A 17235-nucleotide genomic window follows, 5' to 3' on the forward strand; every position below is an offset into this window, starting at 1 on the left:
TAAACTCAATGCAATGAGTTTAGTTTTTGAGTTTGAATTTCAAAATCATAGAAACCGCTAAGCCAAATAGTAAGCCCCAAAAAGCAGAACCTATCCCAAAGAATTGAACACCTGAGGCACTAAATAAAAAGGTCAGTAGTGCTGCTTCACGGTCTTCAATGCGATGAAAGGCAATCGCGATATTGTGGCTGATTGTGCCAAACAGTGCTATTCCTGCTAATGCGGTAATAAATAAATATGGAAATGACATCAATATACTGGTGAGCGTGGCTGCAAATAAGCCCATGATGATGTAGAAAATACCACAGCTCATTCCTGCAATATAACGCTTTTTAGGATCAGGATGCACTTGATCATCTAAGCTAATCGCAGCACTAATCGCAGCAATGTTGACACTAAAACAGCCAAAAGGTGCAAGAATGGTTTGGATCAAACCAGTCCAACCAATTAAGTGTTTGACATGAGGCGCATAGCCATAACTTTTAATCATGGCAAGTCCCGGCAGATATTGTGATGCCATATTAATCACAAATAAAGGTAATGCTAAACCAAACAAAGCAGACCAAGTAAACTCAGGTTTCATCCAAACAGGGTATGCTAGTGCTAGATGAATGTTTGTGGTCTTAAATTGCATAAACAATGGGCAAATCATAACACCCAAAATTACGGTAATAACAATACAGTAGCGTGGAAATAGACGTTTACTGATGATGTAAATCGCTAAAATGGCAAGAATAAATCCCCAGTCGTTTTGCATACTGGCAAAAATAGCAATCCCAAACTTAAGTAATACGCCCGCAAGCATGGCACTCGTGAGGCTTTGTGGAATATAAGTCAGTACTTTTTCAAAAATGCCTAAAAAACCTAAAACTGCTGTGAGTAACCCACACACTAAAAAAGCACCAATGGCTTCATAGAGCGTATAGTCACTGCCTGAGGCAAGAATAAGTGCTAAACCCGCAGTAGACCATGACGTAGCAACAGGATATTTAAATTTCCAAGATAAAAATAATCCGCATGAACCAATTGCTAAGCCTAAAGCCCAAAACCACGAAGTAACTTGCGCTTGTGTTGCACCGAGTAGTTGAGCCGCTTGAATTACCAAGACTGAAGAAACACTAATACCGACCAGAAAAGTAATAAAGCCAGCGAAGACAGCGGGGATCGAGAAATCTTGAAGAAGTTTTTGCATAATCCGTTGCGTAGATTTGAGTTGAGCTAAAAAGTATGTAAATCATACACGTTTGGGTAGGCTGCAAAAATAGACTTTACATGAAAAATTCTCATATGATGAATATTTATATTATTTAGACACTTATATTGTTGAAAAAGCCAGTTTTAAACCAAAACCACAAAATAGTAAGCCTACTGAGGCAACTCCTATTGCTGCAATTTTATAACGACGGTTAAAAAAATGAGCTAATTTAACGCCAGAAAAAATGAGAATACTTAAATATGCCATACTGGTGATTTGCACCACGATCGAGAGAATCGAAAAACTAAGTGTAGGATGAGTATAGTTAGGGTCTACAAACTGAATAAAAAAAGACAAATAAAAGAAAATGGCTTTAGGATTCAGTAAGCTAATGGTCAATGCACTTCTAAAAGGATGAATATTTTTTTGCGCGCCGGCGTCAGCAGCTTCGATGTTTTGAGCGTGAGTATTTAACCAAGTATGATAGCTCGCAATAATTAAACGAATCCCTAAATAAGATAAATATGCAGCACCCATGATTTTTAATAAAATAAATAACCAAGGAAAACTATGGAGTAAAGATGCTGCACCTAGAACAGTACATAAAATTAAAATTAAATCGCCGGTAAAGACGCCTAGTGCTGCCAAATAACCGATTTTAATACCAAAGCGCGATGCAACAGACATAACATAAAGTGAATTTGGACCAGGTAAAATCACAATAAAAATTGTGCCGATAATAAACGTTACAATATCTGTAATACCAAACACCAGCTGCTCACTTTATATCTAAAGGTAAAAAACCGAGTCGGATTATAAGCCTAAACTCGGTTTTGAGCATAAAAATGAAGAAATTAATTTAGATTTATTTAAGCCTGAATTTCAGCATCTAAACCAAAAGACTGACGCAATAAACTTTGTAATTGTTCACGTGCTTTGATAAAACCATCAATGCCAGATTGTAATAATTGAAATGCCATAAGGTCATTTTCAAGTTCTTGTTTAAATTGTGCTTTTTCTAGCACAGTATAAGCATGTTCTTGATGTGCATGTGCATGATTTGCAGAAATTTGTGCAGTGACTGTGCGATTATCTTGTTCAAGTTGTTGTAATAAACTTGGTGCAACAGTTAATAGGTCACAACCTGCTAACCCGAGTACTTGATCAATACTACGGAAACTTGCGCCCATCACTTCTGTTTGAATATTATGCTGTTTATAGAAATGATAAATTTGTTTTACTGACAATACACCAGGATCTTTATCAATAGCGTAGTGATCCACATTTTCAGCTTTTTTATACCAATCTAGAATACGACCTACAAATGGTGAAATGAGGGTCACATTTGCATCGGCACATGCTTTTGCTTGGTGCAACCCAAAGAGTAAAGTTAAATTACAGTGGATTCCTTCAGCCTCAAGTACTTTCGCTGCTTGAATACCTTCCCAAGTCGAAGCGATTTTGATCAGAATGCGATTTTGATCTACACCATAGTCTTTGTACAATGCTAACAATTCTTTGGCTTTAGCAATCGTTGCTTCTGTATCATAAGAAAGAGCAGCATCAACTTCGGTAGAAACACGACCTTCCACAAGTTTTAAAATTTCAACACCTAACTTGACTGTTAAAATGTCAATGGTGCGTTCAAGCAACTGATCTGCTACATAACCTTCTTGTTTTGCTTGTAAATAAGCAGACTCAATTAATTCTTTACTTTCAGGTTGCTGTGCTGCTGCGGTAATTAAAGATGGATTTGTGGTTGCATCTAAAGGGCGAAATTGTTGAATGGCAGTTAAATCACCTGTATCGGCAACAATAGTGGTGAGTTGTTTTAATTGCTCTAATGCTGATTGTGTCATTGCTGTTTAATTCTTAGATAAAAATACGTGTAACTTTATTTATATCACAATGTGTTTTCAGCGAAAGTGGTTTCAGTGTTTTAGTGTGCATTATTTTGTATGAATTCGTTGATTTCTGATGTGATTAATCAAAAAACGAGCAGCTTGTCCTAAATGACTTTCACGATTCCAAACCAAATCAACGTAATATTCAAACTTGGGCGTAAAATCTGCCAAATTTAAAATTTTAAGATTTTTTTTGTACTGACTATTTTCCTCAAAAATTTGTAAAGGCAAAACGCCCCAACCTAAGCCTTGTAAAATCATTGAACACGCCAAATGATGATTATCAGTACGCCAATAATTTTTAGAATACAGCAGTTCGGGTTTAATGGTTTTATCTCGGCTTGCCACTACGATTTGCCGACTTTGTAAAATTTCCTCGAAAGTCACCACATCATGTTGTGCAAGTGGAAAATGCTGTGCAGCAACAGGTACTAAAGCTTCACGTTTAACTTCAACAAATTGTTCACGGCGTTCTAAGATTTCACGTTCAAACATTAAAGCGAGCTGTGCGGTTTGGTTAATCAGCATTTTTAAAGCATCTTCTTGCGGTGCAGAAAAAATATTAATTTGTAAGGTTGGGAAATGCTCAGCAAGCAGGGCAATGTATTCTGTCCAATCGGTATGTAAAAGCTCAGTGACAACGACAATATTCAATGACGTTTCTAAGCCATTGGCTAGAGCCAAAGCTTGCTGTTTCCATTGATTCATTTCAATCAGAAGTTGTTCTGTTTTTTCATATAAAACATGTGCTTGAGCGGTTGGAATAGGCTCACGCCCAATGCGCTCAAAAAGTTTTAAATTCAAATCTATTTCTAAATTTGCAATGGACATGCTGATGGCAGAAGGGACTTTTGCAAGTTTACGTGCAGCCGCAGAAAAAGAGCCACATTCCATAACAGTTTTAAAAACAATCAGTTGTTCTTGGTTGATATTCATACTTTAGGATTTATCTATCAATTTTATTGAAAGAATCTAACTTTATTATTCACTATTATAAAAATAAAATTGCATTTGTCGAATAAATTTGAGTATTGAAACATGTTGATTTCCAAAAGAAGGATTATTCATGCACTCAGCTATGAAATCATCTTATTGGTGATCATTGCGATTGCGTTGAGTTTTATTTTTGAAGTTCCTATGGAAGTGACGGGGACTTTAGGTGTGGCGATGGCAGTTACATCTGTGGTCTGGAATATGATTTTCAACCATTTTTTTGAAAAATTGGAAAAGAAACACCAGTTTAAAAGAACAATTGGTGTGCGTGTTTTGCATGCAATTGGCTTTGAGGGTGGTTTGATGTTGGCGACCATTCCAATGGTGGCATATGCGATGGATATGAGTATCTGGCAAGCGATTTTGCTTGATTTGGGCATGACCTCGTGTATTTTAGTGTATACCTTTATTTTCCAATGGTGTTATGACACGATTGAAGCGCGTTTAGGTTTTCAACCTGCGCATTGATGATGTGTTATGGTGTAAAGAGAAGGTATGCGTATTGCATGCCTTTTTTATTTAAAAAAATAATAGGATATAAAAAATGATTCAAGAATTTTTAAATATTGAAAAAAATATCAAGTTAAATTTCCAAAACATGCTGCATAAATTTTAACATGCGTCGTGCATGATGATGTAGGCTCTATTTTCTGAGTCAGGAGGTTAAGAATAGAAAACCCGAAAGCTTTCTATTCTTAAATTTATCGGTTTAAAGCTAAAAATTATTCATTCACCGCTTTATGATTTTCATCTTCTTCATCATCGTCAGCGGAGTCCATACCTAACTCTTTGAGTTTACGCGTTAAGGTGTTGCGTCCCCAACCGAGTAGCTCCGCTGCATGACGCTTACGCCCACGTGTTTGTTGCAGTGCAGCATTAATCAATGTGCGTTCAAACATTGGTGTGGCAATATCAAGTAATTTCATTTCGCCATTTTTTAACTTTTGTACCGCCCATTGCCCAAGTAATTCATCCCAATGATGTACTGCAATTCGATCAATACCACCTTGCGCTTTGTTTTGCTCATCGGCTTTATTGAGCGGGATTTGTTTTAACTCAGAAGGCAAGTCCTCAGGATAAACTTCACGTCCCGTGATCATGACGGTTAACCAACGGCAGGTATTTTCTAGTTGACGCACATTCCCCGGCCAAGGCAATTGTTTAATATAATCTTGAGTTTCTTGGCGTAAGATTTTTGGGCTAACACCGAGTTCTTTGCCTGCGCTTGCCAAGAAATGTTGGGCAAGCATCGGAATATCTTCAGAGCGATGAGAGAGTTTTGGAATGTGAATGCGAATAACATTGAGGCGATGATATAAGTCTTCACGGAAACGTCCATCATGGACAAGTTTTTCTAGATCTTGATGTGTTGCTGCAACAATACGTACATCCACACGCACAGGAATATGTCCACCAACTCGATAGAACTCACCATCTGCTAAAACACGAAGTAAGCGTGTTTGAGTTTCAAATGGCATATCACCAATTTCATCTAAAAATAATGTACCACCATTGGCTTGTTCAAAGCGTCCTTGGCGTTGAGTATTTGCCCCTGTAAATGCACCTTTTTCGTGACCAAATAACTCGGTTTCAATCAAGTCTTTAGGAATAGCTGCCATATTGAGTGCAATAAATGGTTTACTGCTGCGAGGTGAGTGGCGATGTAGGGCATGTGCAACCAACTCTTTACCTGTACCAGATTCACCATTAATTAATACGGTAATGTGTGATTGGGATAAACGCCCAATTGCACGGAAAACTTCCTGCATTGCAGGAGATTCACCAATAATTTCGGTAGATTGAATAGGTGTAGTTTTTGCAGACTCTTGTTGTTGTAGTTTATTGATGTGTAAGATTGCGCGATTCACTAATGCCAATGCTTCATCAATATCAAAAGGTTTAGGTAAATATTCAAACGCACCTGTTTGATAACTCGATACCGCAGATTCTAAGTCAGAATGTGCAGTCATAATAATGACAGGCAGCTCAGGATGATTGGCTTTGACTTTACCTAAAAATGTTAAGCCATCAATACCCGGCATACGAATGTCTGTCAGAATCACATCAGGTGTATCTGTATTCAGTTGATCTAAAGCAGATTGTGCCTCTTCAAAGCTGCTGACATCAAAACCTTCTTCTTTGAAAGTCTTTTCCAATACCCAACGCATTGCACGATCATCATCGATGACCCAGATTTTATTTTGTGACATGTTGAGACTCCCAAGGTAAATATAAGCTAAATACTGTTTTGCCTGGAATAGATTGGCATTCAATCATTCCGTTATGTTGGTGCATGATGTTTTGTGCAATACTCAACCCAAGACCTGTACCTTTGGCACGTCCTGTAACGAGTGGATAAAAAATAGATTCTAATAATTCTTGCGGAATTCCTGGTCCATTGTCCTCAATGTCGATCCGAATCGCTGATTTATTCAATACGCCATTAATAGTGACAAGACGTTGAATGCGTGTACGTAAGATCAGTGCAGGTTGATCATCAACAAAGAACTCTTTATTTTCTGTCATGGCTTGTACAGCATTGACACTAATGTTGAGCATGACTTGAATGAGTTGATCACGATCAGCTTTGACATCAGGTAACGATAAATCGTAATCACGAGTAATTTTAATTTTCTTTTTGGTTTGATTAATAATTAACGCACGCACACGTTCAAGTGGTTCGTGGATATTAACAGGTTCATAGCTAGGCAGTTGTCTTGAGCCTAACATGGTGTCGGCAAGATTTCGCAGGCGATCCACTTCGCTGATGATAATATCAGTAAATTCAATATATTGGGGATCATTTAAACTACGTGCAAGCAGTTGTGTTGCACCACGAATTCCCCCTAAAGGATTTTTAATTTCATGCGCAACGCCACGAACCAATTGGCGAGTGATTTGATGTTGTTGGATGAGGTTTTCTTCTTTGGAAATTTTGAGCATTCGATCAATGGGGTTAAGCTCAATTAAAAGCAATGGGTGGTAGGGTTTACCTGTGTTTAACTGAGACACAGAATAGTCAACGTGCATATCTTTAAAATTAACATTAATAATTGCTTCACGGCGTGTATAGGCTTGACCCGTTGTAATGGAATTTTTGAGTGCATCAAGTGTATTAAAATCATCATTTGGCGCATGTAAAATATTAATGACAGGTTGACCTTTTGCTCGTAGTAAACTGATATCAAACAAGGCTTCGCAAGATGAATTTAAATAAAAAATATTTAAATCACAGTCGACCAAAAGTATCGCGGTGGTTAAATTATCCACCAATAAACGATAATCAATGCTAGGGTGTTGATCCATTAGCTGAATGTTCCTGTTTTAAAATAGCGCAATGGCATCTGAACCTGATGTATTGAATTCTCTAATATGACAATTCATTGTTGTTAAATCGACCTAATATAAAGCAATAAATAAGCCAACTTTTTATATTTGTGCGGAAATTTAGAGCATTCAATGGAATATGCGCGCAAATTGCACTTTTTACAGGTTTAAATGTCAAACATCATCATACTGTAAAATTAAAATGTTCTAAAATGGTGCATGTATATTATTTGCAATTATTTATGGTTGTATTTTGGTGCATTATGCAAAGAGTGACTATTTCAACTATTTTTATCGTGAGAAAAGACATACAATACGCGCATTCTAGTGGAGCGCAGATTCATGAAGTCCCCCAAAGTCGGTTTTGTTTCTTTAGGTTGTCCTAAGGCATTGGTTGATTCCGAACGAATTTTAACTCAGTTAAAGACTGAAGGTTATGATGTAGCATCGGATTATGATGGTGCTGATTTAGTTGTTGTAAATACCTGTGGTTTTATTGAATCTGCAGTACAAGAGTCTTTAGACGCCATCGGTGAAGCGATGAGTGCCAATGGTCGTGTGATTGTCACAGGCTGTTTGGGGAAAGATGAAGACAAAATTCGCCAAATGCATCCAAATGTTTTAAAAGTAACAGGTGCAGCAGCATATCAAGAAGTGATGGAAGCCGTACATGAGTACGTTCCTGAGCCACCAAAACACAATCCTTTTATCGACTTAGTGCCTGAACAAGGGATTCGTTTAACACCAAAACATTATGCATATTTGAAGATCTCAGAAGGCTGTAATCATCGTTGCACATTCTGCATTATTCCAAGTATGCGTGGTGATTTAGTTTCTCGCCCTGTAGGTTCTGTGCTCAATGAAGCACAAGCGTTGAAAAAAGCAGGTGTGAAAGAAGTTTTAGTCATTTCTCAAGATACCTCAGCTTATGGTGTAGATACCAAATACAAGCTTGATTTTTGGAATGGTCAACCTGTAAAAACCAAATTCTATGACATGTGTGAAGCACTCGGTCAGCTCGGAATTTGGGTGCGTTTACATTATGTCTATCCATATCCGCATGTAGATGCAGTCATTGACTTAATGGCACAAGGTAAAATCTTACCGTATTTAGATATTCCTTTTCAGCATGCCAGCCCACGCATCTTAAAGTTGATGAAGCGACCAGCCCACAGCGAAAATACTTTGGAACGTCTCAAATTATGGCGTGAAAAATGTCCTGAATTAGTCATTCGTTCAACATTTGTGGTGGGTTTTCCTGGCGAAACTGAAGAAGATTTCGTAATGTTGCTTGATTGGTTGAAAGAGGCACAGCTTGACCGTGTAGGTTGTTTCACTTACTCACCTGTTGAAGGTGCGACAGCAAATGACTTGCCTGATCATGTACCTGAAGAGATTAAGCAAGAGCGTTATGAGCGCTTTATGGAAGTGCAGCAAGCGATTTCGGCAGCTAAATTGCAAAAACGTATTGGTCAAACTATGACAGTGTTAGTGGATGATTTGGAAGAAGAATTCCCTGTTGCTGTGGCACGTTCTTATGCAGATGCGCCTGAAATTGATGGTAATGTTTTTGTTGAAGATATTGATAAGTCTTTGATTAAAGCGGGTGATTTACTTGAAGTCGAAATTACAGATGCAGATGAATATGATTTATTTGCAAAATTGATTCGCATTCAATCCGCTTGAAAATTTGAAATTTAAAAAATATTAAGTATAGAAATTGGAGTTTTGACAATGTTAGATTCAAAAAAACCACGTTTTGAACGTATTTTATTGAAATTATCAGGTGAGGCATTGGCTGGTAATAAAGACATGGGTATTGATGCGCAAGTTTTGGATCAAATGTCATTGTCAATTGCACACTTGGTGGGTTTGGGTGTGCAAGTCGGTATTGTTGTTGGTGGTGGTAACTTATACCGTGGTAGCCAATTGCAAAAAGATGGTTTAGTGGGTCGTGTCACAGGTGACCAAATGGGCATGCTTGCGACTGTGATGAATGGTTTGGCATTACGTGATGCATTGGTGCGCCGTAACATTAAAACACGTTTAATGTCTGCTTTACCAATTGGTGCGGTAGTTGAGTCTTACTCAAGTCGTGATGCGATTCGTCATCTTACTCAAGGTGAAGTGTGTGTATTTGTTGCAGGTACAGGGAATCCGTTCTTTACGACAGATACAGCAGCATGTTTACGTGGGATTGAAATCGAAGCAGATTTGATTTTAAAAGCCACTAAAGTTGATGGTGTGTATAACAAAGATCCAAGTAAATATGATGATGCTGTGAAATATGAAGCACTGACTTTTGACCAAGTATTGGATGAAAAATTAGGTGTGATGGATTTAACCGCGATTTGTTTATGCCGTGACCATAATGTGCCATTGCAAGTGTTCGATATGAATAAGGCGGGTTCATTACTTTCAGTGGTGATGGGTGAGAAAGAAGGGACTCACGTTACAAACTAATGTACGTAACGTGTAAAGCACTTTATACTATTACCATTTTTGGTTATACAATTTAGATAGATAAGTAAGGAAGATCAGATGATTAACGATCTTAAAAAAGATGCTGAAGACCGTATGAACAAGTCGCTTGACTCTTTAGAACACGGTTTCGCAAAGGTTCGTACAGGTCGTGCGCATCCATCGATTCTCAATGGTGTCATGGTTCCTTACTACGGTTCTGATGTGCCATTAAACCAAGTGGCAAACATTGGTGTAGAGGATTCACGTACTTTGTTGGTTCAACCTTTTGAGCGTTCAATGGTGAATGCGATTGATAAAGCGATTCGTGAGTCAGATCTAGGTTTGAACCCTGTAACTGCTGATGCAATTCGTGTGCCTATGGCAGCATTGACTGAAGAAACACGTAAAGACATGTTGAAAATTGCACGTAACGAAGCTGAAAATGCTAAAGTTGCAATCCGTAATATTCGTCGTGATGTATTGGGTGATATTAAGTCATTATTGAAAGATAAAGAAATTTCTGAAGATGATGAGCGTCGTGCAGGTGATGATATTCAAAAAATCACGGATAAATTTGTGGCTGAAGTTGATAAGCGTTTAGCTGCCAAAGAAGCTGATTTGATGAAGGTCTAAAACGTATAATGACCACATCTGAAGACAACCATCTTCCTCAACATGTTGCCATCATTATGGATGGCAACAATCGTTTTGCGAAAAAGAAACAATTGCAAAAAGGTGATGGACATCGTGAGGGTAAGAATGTTCTTGACCCCATCGTAGAGCATTGTCGTAAAGTGGGTGTGCAAGCACTGACTGTTTTTGCATTTTCCAGTGAAAATTGGAACCGTCCGCAGTACGAAGTGGATTTGTTGATGAAATTGTTGGAAGAAACAATTCATGAGCAGATTCCGCGTATGGAAAAGTTTGAAATTTCTTTACGTTTTATTGGTGATCGTAGTCGACTTTCACCTGAGCTAAAAGAATTAATGTTGCATGCTGAACAAAGGACTGCTAAGTTCAGTAACATGACTTTAACAATTGCTATTAGTTATGGTGGTATGTGGGATATTGCGCATACGGCACAACAACTTGCGCAATTGGTGAAAGATGAAAAAATTGATGTGAATCAAATTGATGTAGCAATGTTTGGTCGAATGGTCAGTTTAGGTGATTTGGCACCTGTTGATTTGTTGATTCGAACGGGTGGTGATTTCCGCTTGTCCAATTTTTTACTTTGGCAGGCTGCATATGCTGAATTGTATTTTACCCAGACTTTATGGCCTGAGTTTACCGTGAAAGAATTAGAATATGCGTTTAATGTTTTTTCGGGTCGTGAACGACGTTTTGGAAAAACATCTGAACAAATTCAACAAGAGCATATAGAGAATTTATAATGTTAGAGCGGATAATTACCGCATTGGTGTTGGTTGCAGTCGTACTCAGTTGTATGTTTGCAACAACTTCACAATATCCAATGTTAGTGTTAATGATTATCGCAGCTGGGGCGGCAGGTTATGAGTGGTTTAAACTCATGCCTCATCCTACTCAAACTGTGTCTAAACTACAAGCAGCTTGTTTTGGTGTGTTTACTGCCTGCATTTCTGGTTTGGCTTTATATTTTAGTGATCTTGCATTGATTTTGTGGAGCGCATCTATTCTGACATGGTTGTGCAGCTTATATTGGGTAAAATCCTATCCTGAATATGATGGTTGGTATAATGCTACACTGAATGTGATTGGTTTAGTGTTGATTAGTGCTGCAGTCACGGCAATTTTTAAAGTATGGGAAAGTTCACCGTGGTGGCTCATGTACCTATTCTTATTGGTTTGGGGTGCGGACAGTGGCGCATATTTTGTTGGACGTAAATTTGGTAAACGTAAGCTAGCACCTGACGTAAGCCCAAACAAATCGATTGAAGGTTTGTTGGGCGGTATTGTTACTGTCGCAATAGTCATTGTTATTGTGCAATATAATTACTTGGATCTAACGCTTCCACAACATATTCTCTTTTTAATTCTCTCTATTATTACTGTGTTTAGTTCTGTTTTAGGCGATTTGTTTGAGTCAATGATCAAGCGTCGTGCAGGAATTAAAGATTCAGGTCGTATTTTGCCGGGGCATGGTGGAGTGCTAGATCGTATTGATTCATTGCTTGCTGCGGCACCGATTTTTGCTGCAGGTATGGCTGTATTAAAACTTATTGGTGTAAATTTGTAGATGTCACAATCTGTTTGTATCTTAGGTGTTACGGGTTCCATTGGTCGCAGCACATTAAAAATTATAGAACAACATCCTGAAACCTATTCAGTTTTTGCAATATCGGCTTATAGCCGTATTCAGGAACTGAGTGAAATTTGCAAACAATTTCGACCAAAAATCGTGGTTGTACCTTCAGATAAAGTGTCTGAGTTACAACGCTTGTTGAAACAAGAGAATTTGCAAGATATTGAAATTCTTTGTGATGAAGCGGGTTTGGTTGCTGTAGCCTCTTGTCCTGATGTAGATGTGGTGATGGCGGCAATTGTGGGGGCAGCAGGTTTGTTGCCAACACTTGCAGCCGTGAAAGCAGGTAAGCGTGTCTTACTGGCCAATAAAGAAGCTTTGGTCATGTCGGGTGACTTGATGTTGCAAGCGGCAAAAGAGCATCAAGCATTGTTGTTGCCTGTAGATTCTGAACATAATGCTATTTTTCAGTGTCTCCCACAAAATTACTTACACATTGAAAAAAATGGTGAGCCTTTACTGGGTGTACAGCAAGTATTGTTGACGGCATCAGGTGGACCATTTTTAAATCATAGTCTGGAACAATTACAAAAAGTGACGCCTGCGCAAGCATGTAAACATCCTAATTGGTCGATGGGACGCAAGATTTCTGTTGATTCTGCAACTTTGATGAATAAAGGTTTAGAGTTGATTGAAGCGTGTCATTTATTTTCAATTAAAGAACAATTTGTTACAGTTGTTGTTCATCCACAAAGTATTATTCATTCAATGGTTCAATATGTAGATGGTTCGACTTTGGCTCAAATGGGTAATCCTGATATGTGTACACCGATTGCACATGCACTTGCATGGCCAACACGGATCACAACACATGTTCCACCTTTAGATTTGTTTTTACATTCTCAGTTAGATTTTCAACAGCCTGATTTGGTGCGTTTTCCTGCATTAAAATTGGCACGCCAAGCGATGCAATCGGGTGGGTTAGCACCTGCAATTTTAAATGCTGCCAATGAAGTTGCTGTCGCTGCGTTTTTGGCTGAAAAAATTCAATTTTTAGACATTGCACAAGTGGTTGAACATACTTTAAATCACGTTCAAAATAGTTCAGCAGAATCAATTGAAAAGATTTTGTATACAGATGAATTTGCACGAAATATTGCAACTGAACATATTGCGCAATTGGAAAGCTAAATTATGAATGTGCTATTTATCATTGTTGCTGCCATTTTCCTTTTAGGTCCATTGATTGCCATTCATGAGTTTGGGCATTATTGGGTTGCACGAAAACTGGGTGTGAAAGTTTTAGTGTATTCAATTGGTTTTGGCCCAACTTTGTTAAAGTGGACATCCAAAAAATCAGGAATTCAATATCAGCTTTCAGCATTACCGCTTGGTGGTTATGTGAAAATGTTAGATGAGCGTGAAGGTAATGTGAGTGCAGAAGATTTACCTTATGCATTTAACCGTCAGTCGCCATGGAAACGTATTGCAATTGTTGCTGCGGGGCCTTTGATTAATCTGATTTTTGCAATATTTCTATTTTGGATTTTATTTTTACCTGCACAAGAGCAGCTAAATACGCGTGTAGGCAAAGTTTTACCAAATACCCCCGCTGCAACAGTACAGATGCAGCAAGGTGACAAAATTGTTGCGATTGATGGTACGCCAACCACAACTTGGGAAAAGTTAAATTATGCTTTGGTCGATCGTGTGGGTGAAACGGGGCATATCGAAGTTCAGGCAGAGCGTGCGGGTCAAATCAAAACTTTTGAGTTGCCGATTCAAGCATTCTTAAAAGATCAAACACAGTCTCCTTTTGATGTACTCGGTTTTACGCCATATCGTCCACATATTGCAGCTGTTGTGTATGACTTGAGTAATGATGGTGCGGCCATTCGCCAAGGCATGAAAAAAGGTGATGAAATCATCGCGATTAACCAAGTAAAGATGAAAGATTGGTTTGATGTGGTGGATGTGGTACAAAAATCACCTGAAAAACTTCTAAATATCGATGTATTACGTCAAGGTCAAGTGGTGCATTTGCAAGTGATGCCACAAGGTCAACGTGACAACATGGGTAAAGTTACGGGAATGTTGGGTGTGCAAGCACAATCGGGCAAAGCCAATATTCCTGCAGAATATAAACAAACGATTCAATATAATCCTGCTGAGGCTTTTGTTGTTGCTGTAGAAAAAACAGGGCAACTTTCAGGCATGATTTTAAATTCGATGGTGAAAATGGTTCGTGGTTTAATTGGCTTAGATAATTTATCGGGTCCAATTACCATTGCAAAAGTTGCAGGTCAAAGTGCAGAAATGGGATGGCAAACCTTCATTTCATTTATGGCATTGATGAGCGTAAGTCTTGGTATTCTAAATTTATTGCCAATTCCAATGTTGGATGGTGGGCATTTAGTGTACTATTTTATCGAGGCTTTACGTGGTAAACCTGTTTCTGAACAAATACAATTGGTTGGATTAAAAATTGGTATGGTATTGCTTGGAAGCATGATGCTTTTAGCAATATTCAATGATTTTATGCGTTTGTAATGACGCAAGAGTGAAAAATTAACTTACTGGAAAATAATAGGCATGCAGCACTCACATTTATTTATGCCATTGGCGCTCGTTAGTGCAATGGCAGCAGTACAACACGTACATGCAGCAGATGAATTCATTGCGCGTGACATTCGTGTAGATGGTTTGGTTCGTTTAACCCAAAGTAATGTGCTTGCTTTGCTTCCGATCAAGAGTGGTGATCGTATCAATGATCCTGCAATTGCGGATGCAATTCGTGCATTGTATGCCTCAAATTCCTTTGATGATATTCAAGCGACTCAGGAAAATGATGTTTTAGTTTTTAAAGTGATTGAACGTCCAATCATTTCAAAAATTAATCTTAAAGGAAATAAACTGATTCCAAAAGAAGCCTTAGATGAAGGTTTGAAAAAAATGGGATTGGCTGAAGGTGAGGTACTTAAAAAATCATCTTTACAAACTTTAGAAACTGAATTAGAGCAACAGTATTCACAACAAGGTCGTTATGACTCGGATATTACGGTCGAGTCGGTTGCACGTCCAAATAACCGTGTTGATTTAAATATCAACTTTAATGAAGGCAAGCCAGCCAAAGTATTTAATATTAATGTCATTGGCAACACCGTTTTTAAAGACGAAGATATTAAACGTGCCTTTGCTGTCAAAGAAAGTGGTTGGGCATCGGTGATTACTCGTAATGACCGCTATGCACGTGAAAAAATGTCTGCAAGTTTAGAAGCATTGCGTGCAATGTATTTAAACAAAGGTTATATCAACTTTGATATTAACAGCTCTAATCTAAATATCAGTGAAGATAAGAAAAATATTTTTATTGAAGTTTCTGTTGATGAAGGTGAACAGTTTAAGTTTGGTGAGTCTAAATTCTTAGGTGATGCACTTTATAAACCTGAAGAATTAAAAGCATTACAAATTTATAAAGATGGCACGACTTATTCACAAGAAAAAGTGAATGGTGTTAAGCAATTACTGATGCGTAAATATGGTAATGCGGGTTATTACTATACGGAAGTCAATGTCGTTCCTGAAATTAACAATGAAACACATACAGTTGATTTGAATTATTATATTAATCCAGGTCAGCAAGTGACTGTACGTCGTATTAACTTCTCTGGGAATACTAAAACAGCGGATGAAGTTTTACGTCGTGAAATGCGTCAAATGGAAGGTGCTTTAGCAAGCAATGAAAAAATTGAATTGTCTAAAGTCCGTTTAGAGCGTACAGGCTTCTTTAGTAAAGTTGATATGAAAGCTGCACGTGTTCCAAATCAGCCTGATCAAATTGATTTGAATATCGATGTGGAAGAGCAGCACTCAGGTACAAGTACGTTGGCGGTAGGCTATTCTCAAAATGGCGGTATGACTTTCCAAGCGGGGATTAGTCAAACTAACTTCTTGGGAACAGGTAATCGAGTGTCAATTGATTTATCTCGCTCTGAAACCCAAGATTACTATAACTTAAGTGTGACTGATCCGTACTTCACCATCGATGGTGTAAGTCGTGGTTACAATATGTATTATCGTAAAACTAAGCTGAATGATAGCTATAACGTCAATAACTATGTGACTGACAGTTTCGGTGGTGGCATTAACTTTGGTTATCCAATTGATGAAAATCAAAGTTTAAGCGCAGGTTTAAATATTGATAATACTAAAGTAACGACAGGACCTTATGTATCTACCTATGTCCGTGATTATTTGTTGGCGAATGGTGGTAAGGTTAAGGGAACAAGTTCTTATTGCGCAGGTGAGTGGAAAGCATTAGATCCTAAAGTGCCTGATGATTTAAAATGTGTCGATGCCAATGGTAAAGAAATAGCACTCTCAGAATATAATTCTGAGTTTACAGGTGAATTCTTAACATATAACCTAAATTTAGGTTGGTCATATAATACTTTAAACCGTCCAATTTTCCCAACCAATGGTATGTCACATCGTATTAATGCTGAAATTGCATTACCTGGTAGTGATGTGGAGTATCAAAAAATTGTTTATGATGCGCAAGCATTTTTGCCTTTAGGTAAGGACTTTGTATTACGTGGTTATGGGAAATTAGGTTATGGTAATGACCTTCCATTCTATAAAAACTTCTATGCAGGTGGTTATGGTTCGGTACGTGGTTATGACAACAGTACTTTAGGACCGAAATATCCTGGTGTGACTTATAACGAGCGTAATACTAAAGATTATAACCTTGAAGAAGTGGGTGGTAATGCTTTAGTGCAATTTGGTACTGAACTTGCCTTGCCTTTACCATTCAAAGGGGATTGGACCCGTCAAGTCCGTCCTGTAATCTTTGCAGAAGGTGCACAAGTCTTTGATACACAATGTGATGTGCCAAAAGGTAATCTAAACTTTGGTGAAAATACAACAGGTGTTAATGCGCAACAATATTGTAAAGATAATTTTGGTTTTGAACTTGATAACATGCGTTATAGTGTAGGTGTTGGCTTTACATGGATTACTATGATCGGACCATTATCCTTGAGTTATGCATTCCCATTGAATGACAAGCCAGGTGATGAAACCAAAGAAATTCAATTTGAGATTGGTCGAACTTTCTAAGTTCGATC

15 protein-coding genes are annotated in these 17235 nt (G+C 38.1%); 9 read left to right on the plus strand and 6 right to left on the minus strand.

All coding sequences use genetic code 11. The features are described from left to right. Positions 1-19 precede the first annotated feature (19 nt). From HX129_RS02390 to aceR, 4 genes are all read right to left on the minus strand, one after another. Positions 20-1192 carry a benzoate/H(+) symporter BenE family transporter gene (locus tag HX129_RS02390; RefSeq protein ID WP_286433265.1) on the minus strand — a complete coding sequence of 391 codons (1173 nt, stop codon included), beginning with the start codon at positions 1190-1192 and terminating at the stop codon, positions 20-22. A 123-nt stretch (positions 1193-1315) separates the two neighbouring features. Continuing rightward, positions 1316-1966: a leucine efflux protein LeuE gene (gene leuE / locus HX129_RS02395; protein ID WP_286433264.1), complete on the minus strand. Its 651-nt coding sequence runs from the start codon at positions 1964-1966 to the stop codon at positions 1316-1318. A gap of 98 nt (positions 1967-2064) precedes the next feature. Then, entirely contained in the window at positions 2065-3054 is a 990-nt protein-coding gene (tal, locus tag HX129_RS02400) for a transaldolase (RefSeq protein ID WP_130073843.1), read from the minus strand. Positions 3055-3144: 90 nt separating this feature from the next. Then, complete coding sequence (aceR, locus tag HX129_RS02405) at positions 3145-4035, minus strand: HTH-type transcriptional regulator AceR (RefSeq protein ID WP_130073842.1); 891 nt, start codon at positions 4033-4035, stop codon at positions 3145-3147. 102 nt (positions 4036-4137) lie between these two features. Between aceR and aceI the strand changes: the two genes are divergently transcribed. After that, positions 4138-4560: a chlorhexidine efflux PACE transporter AceI gene (aceI, locus tag HX129_RS02410; protein WP_130073841.1), complete on the plus strand. Its 423-nt coding sequence runs from the start codon at positions 4138-4140 to the stop codon at positions 4558-4560. Between the two features lie 254 nt (positions 4561-4814). On the opposite strand, the gene glnG is transcribed toward aceI, so the two are convergent. Beyond that, positions 4815-6302, minus strand: a complete 1488-nt coding sequence (gene glnG / locus HX129_RS02415) for a nitrogen regulation protein NR(I) (RefSeq protein WP_286433263.1) — start codon at positions 6300-6302, stop codon at positions 4815-4817. Then, positions 6289-7398, minus strand: coding sequence for a nitrogen regulation protein NR(II) (glnL, locus tag HX129_RS02420; protein ID WP_180046696.1), 1110 nt, complete (start codon positions 7396-7398; stop codon positions 6289-6291). Before glnL ends, glnG begins: the two co-directional genes overlap by 14 nt. 363 nt (positions 7399-7761) lie before the next feature. On the opposite strand from glnL, the gene rimO reads away from it, so the two are divergent. From rimO to bamA, 8 genes are all read left to right on the plus strand, one after another. After that, positions 7762-9105: a 30S ribosomal protein S12 methylthiotransferase RimO gene (gene rimO / locus HX129_RS02425; protein WP_174492872.1), complete on the plus strand. Its 1344-nt coding sequence runs from the start codon at positions 7762-7764 to the stop codon at positions 9103-9105. 48 nt (positions 9106-9153) lie between these two features. Continuing rightward, positions 9154-9882 (plus strand): UMP kinase, encoded by a 729-nt coding sequence (gene pyrH / locus HX129_RS02430; protein ID WP_111857931.1) that lies wholly within the window; start codon positions 9154-9156, stop codon positions 9880-9882. A 78-nt stretch (positions 9883-9960) separates the two neighbouring features. Next, positions 9961-10515 (plus strand): ribosome recycling factor, encoded by a 555-nt coding sequence (frr, locus tag HX129_RS02435; RefSeq protein WP_130073837.1) that lies wholly within the window; start codon positions 9961-9963, stop codon positions 10513-10515. Positions 10516-10523: 8 nt separating this feature from the next. Then, positions 10524-11276, plus strand: coding sequence for a polyprenyl diphosphate synthase (gene uppS, locus HX129_RS02440; RefSeq protein WP_174492871.1), 753 nt, complete (start codon positions 10524-10526; stop codon positions 11274-11276). Beyond that, a complete protein-coding gene (locus HX129_RS02445) occupies positions 11276-12100 on the plus strand; it encodes a phosphatidate cytidylyltransferase (protein WP_286433262.1) in 825 nt (274 codons plus the stop codon). Before uppS ends, HX129_RS02445 begins: the two co-directional genes overlap by 1 nt. Then, complete coding sequence (ispC, locus tag HX129_RS02450; RefSeq protein ID WP_174492870.1) at positions 12101-13297, plus strand: 1-deoxy-D-xylulose-5-phosphate reductoisomerase; 1197 nt, start codon at positions 12101-12103, stop codon at positions 13295-13297. A gap of 3 nt (positions 13298-13300) precedes the next feature. After that, positions 13301-14656 (plus strand): RIP metalloprotease RseP, encoded by a 1356-nt coding sequence (gene rseP / locus HX129_RS02455; RefSeq protein ID WP_286433261.1) that lies wholly within the window; start codon positions 13301-13303, stop codon positions 14654-14656. Positions 14657-14698: 42 nt separating this feature from the next. Next, a complete protein-coding gene (gene bamA / locus HX129_RS02460; RefSeq protein WP_130073832.1) occupies positions 14699-17227 on the plus strand; it encodes an outer membrane protein assembly factor BamA in 2529 nt (842 codons plus the stop codon). Positions 17228-17235: the final 8 nt, after the last annotated feature.

The sequence above is a fragment of the Acinetobacter sp. 251-1 genome (assembly GCF_030329305.1).
In the GTDB taxonomy this organism is placed as follows: Bacteria; Pseudomonadota; Gammaproteobacteria; order Pseudomonadales; family Moraxellaceae; genus Acinetobacter; species Acinetobacter piscicola_A.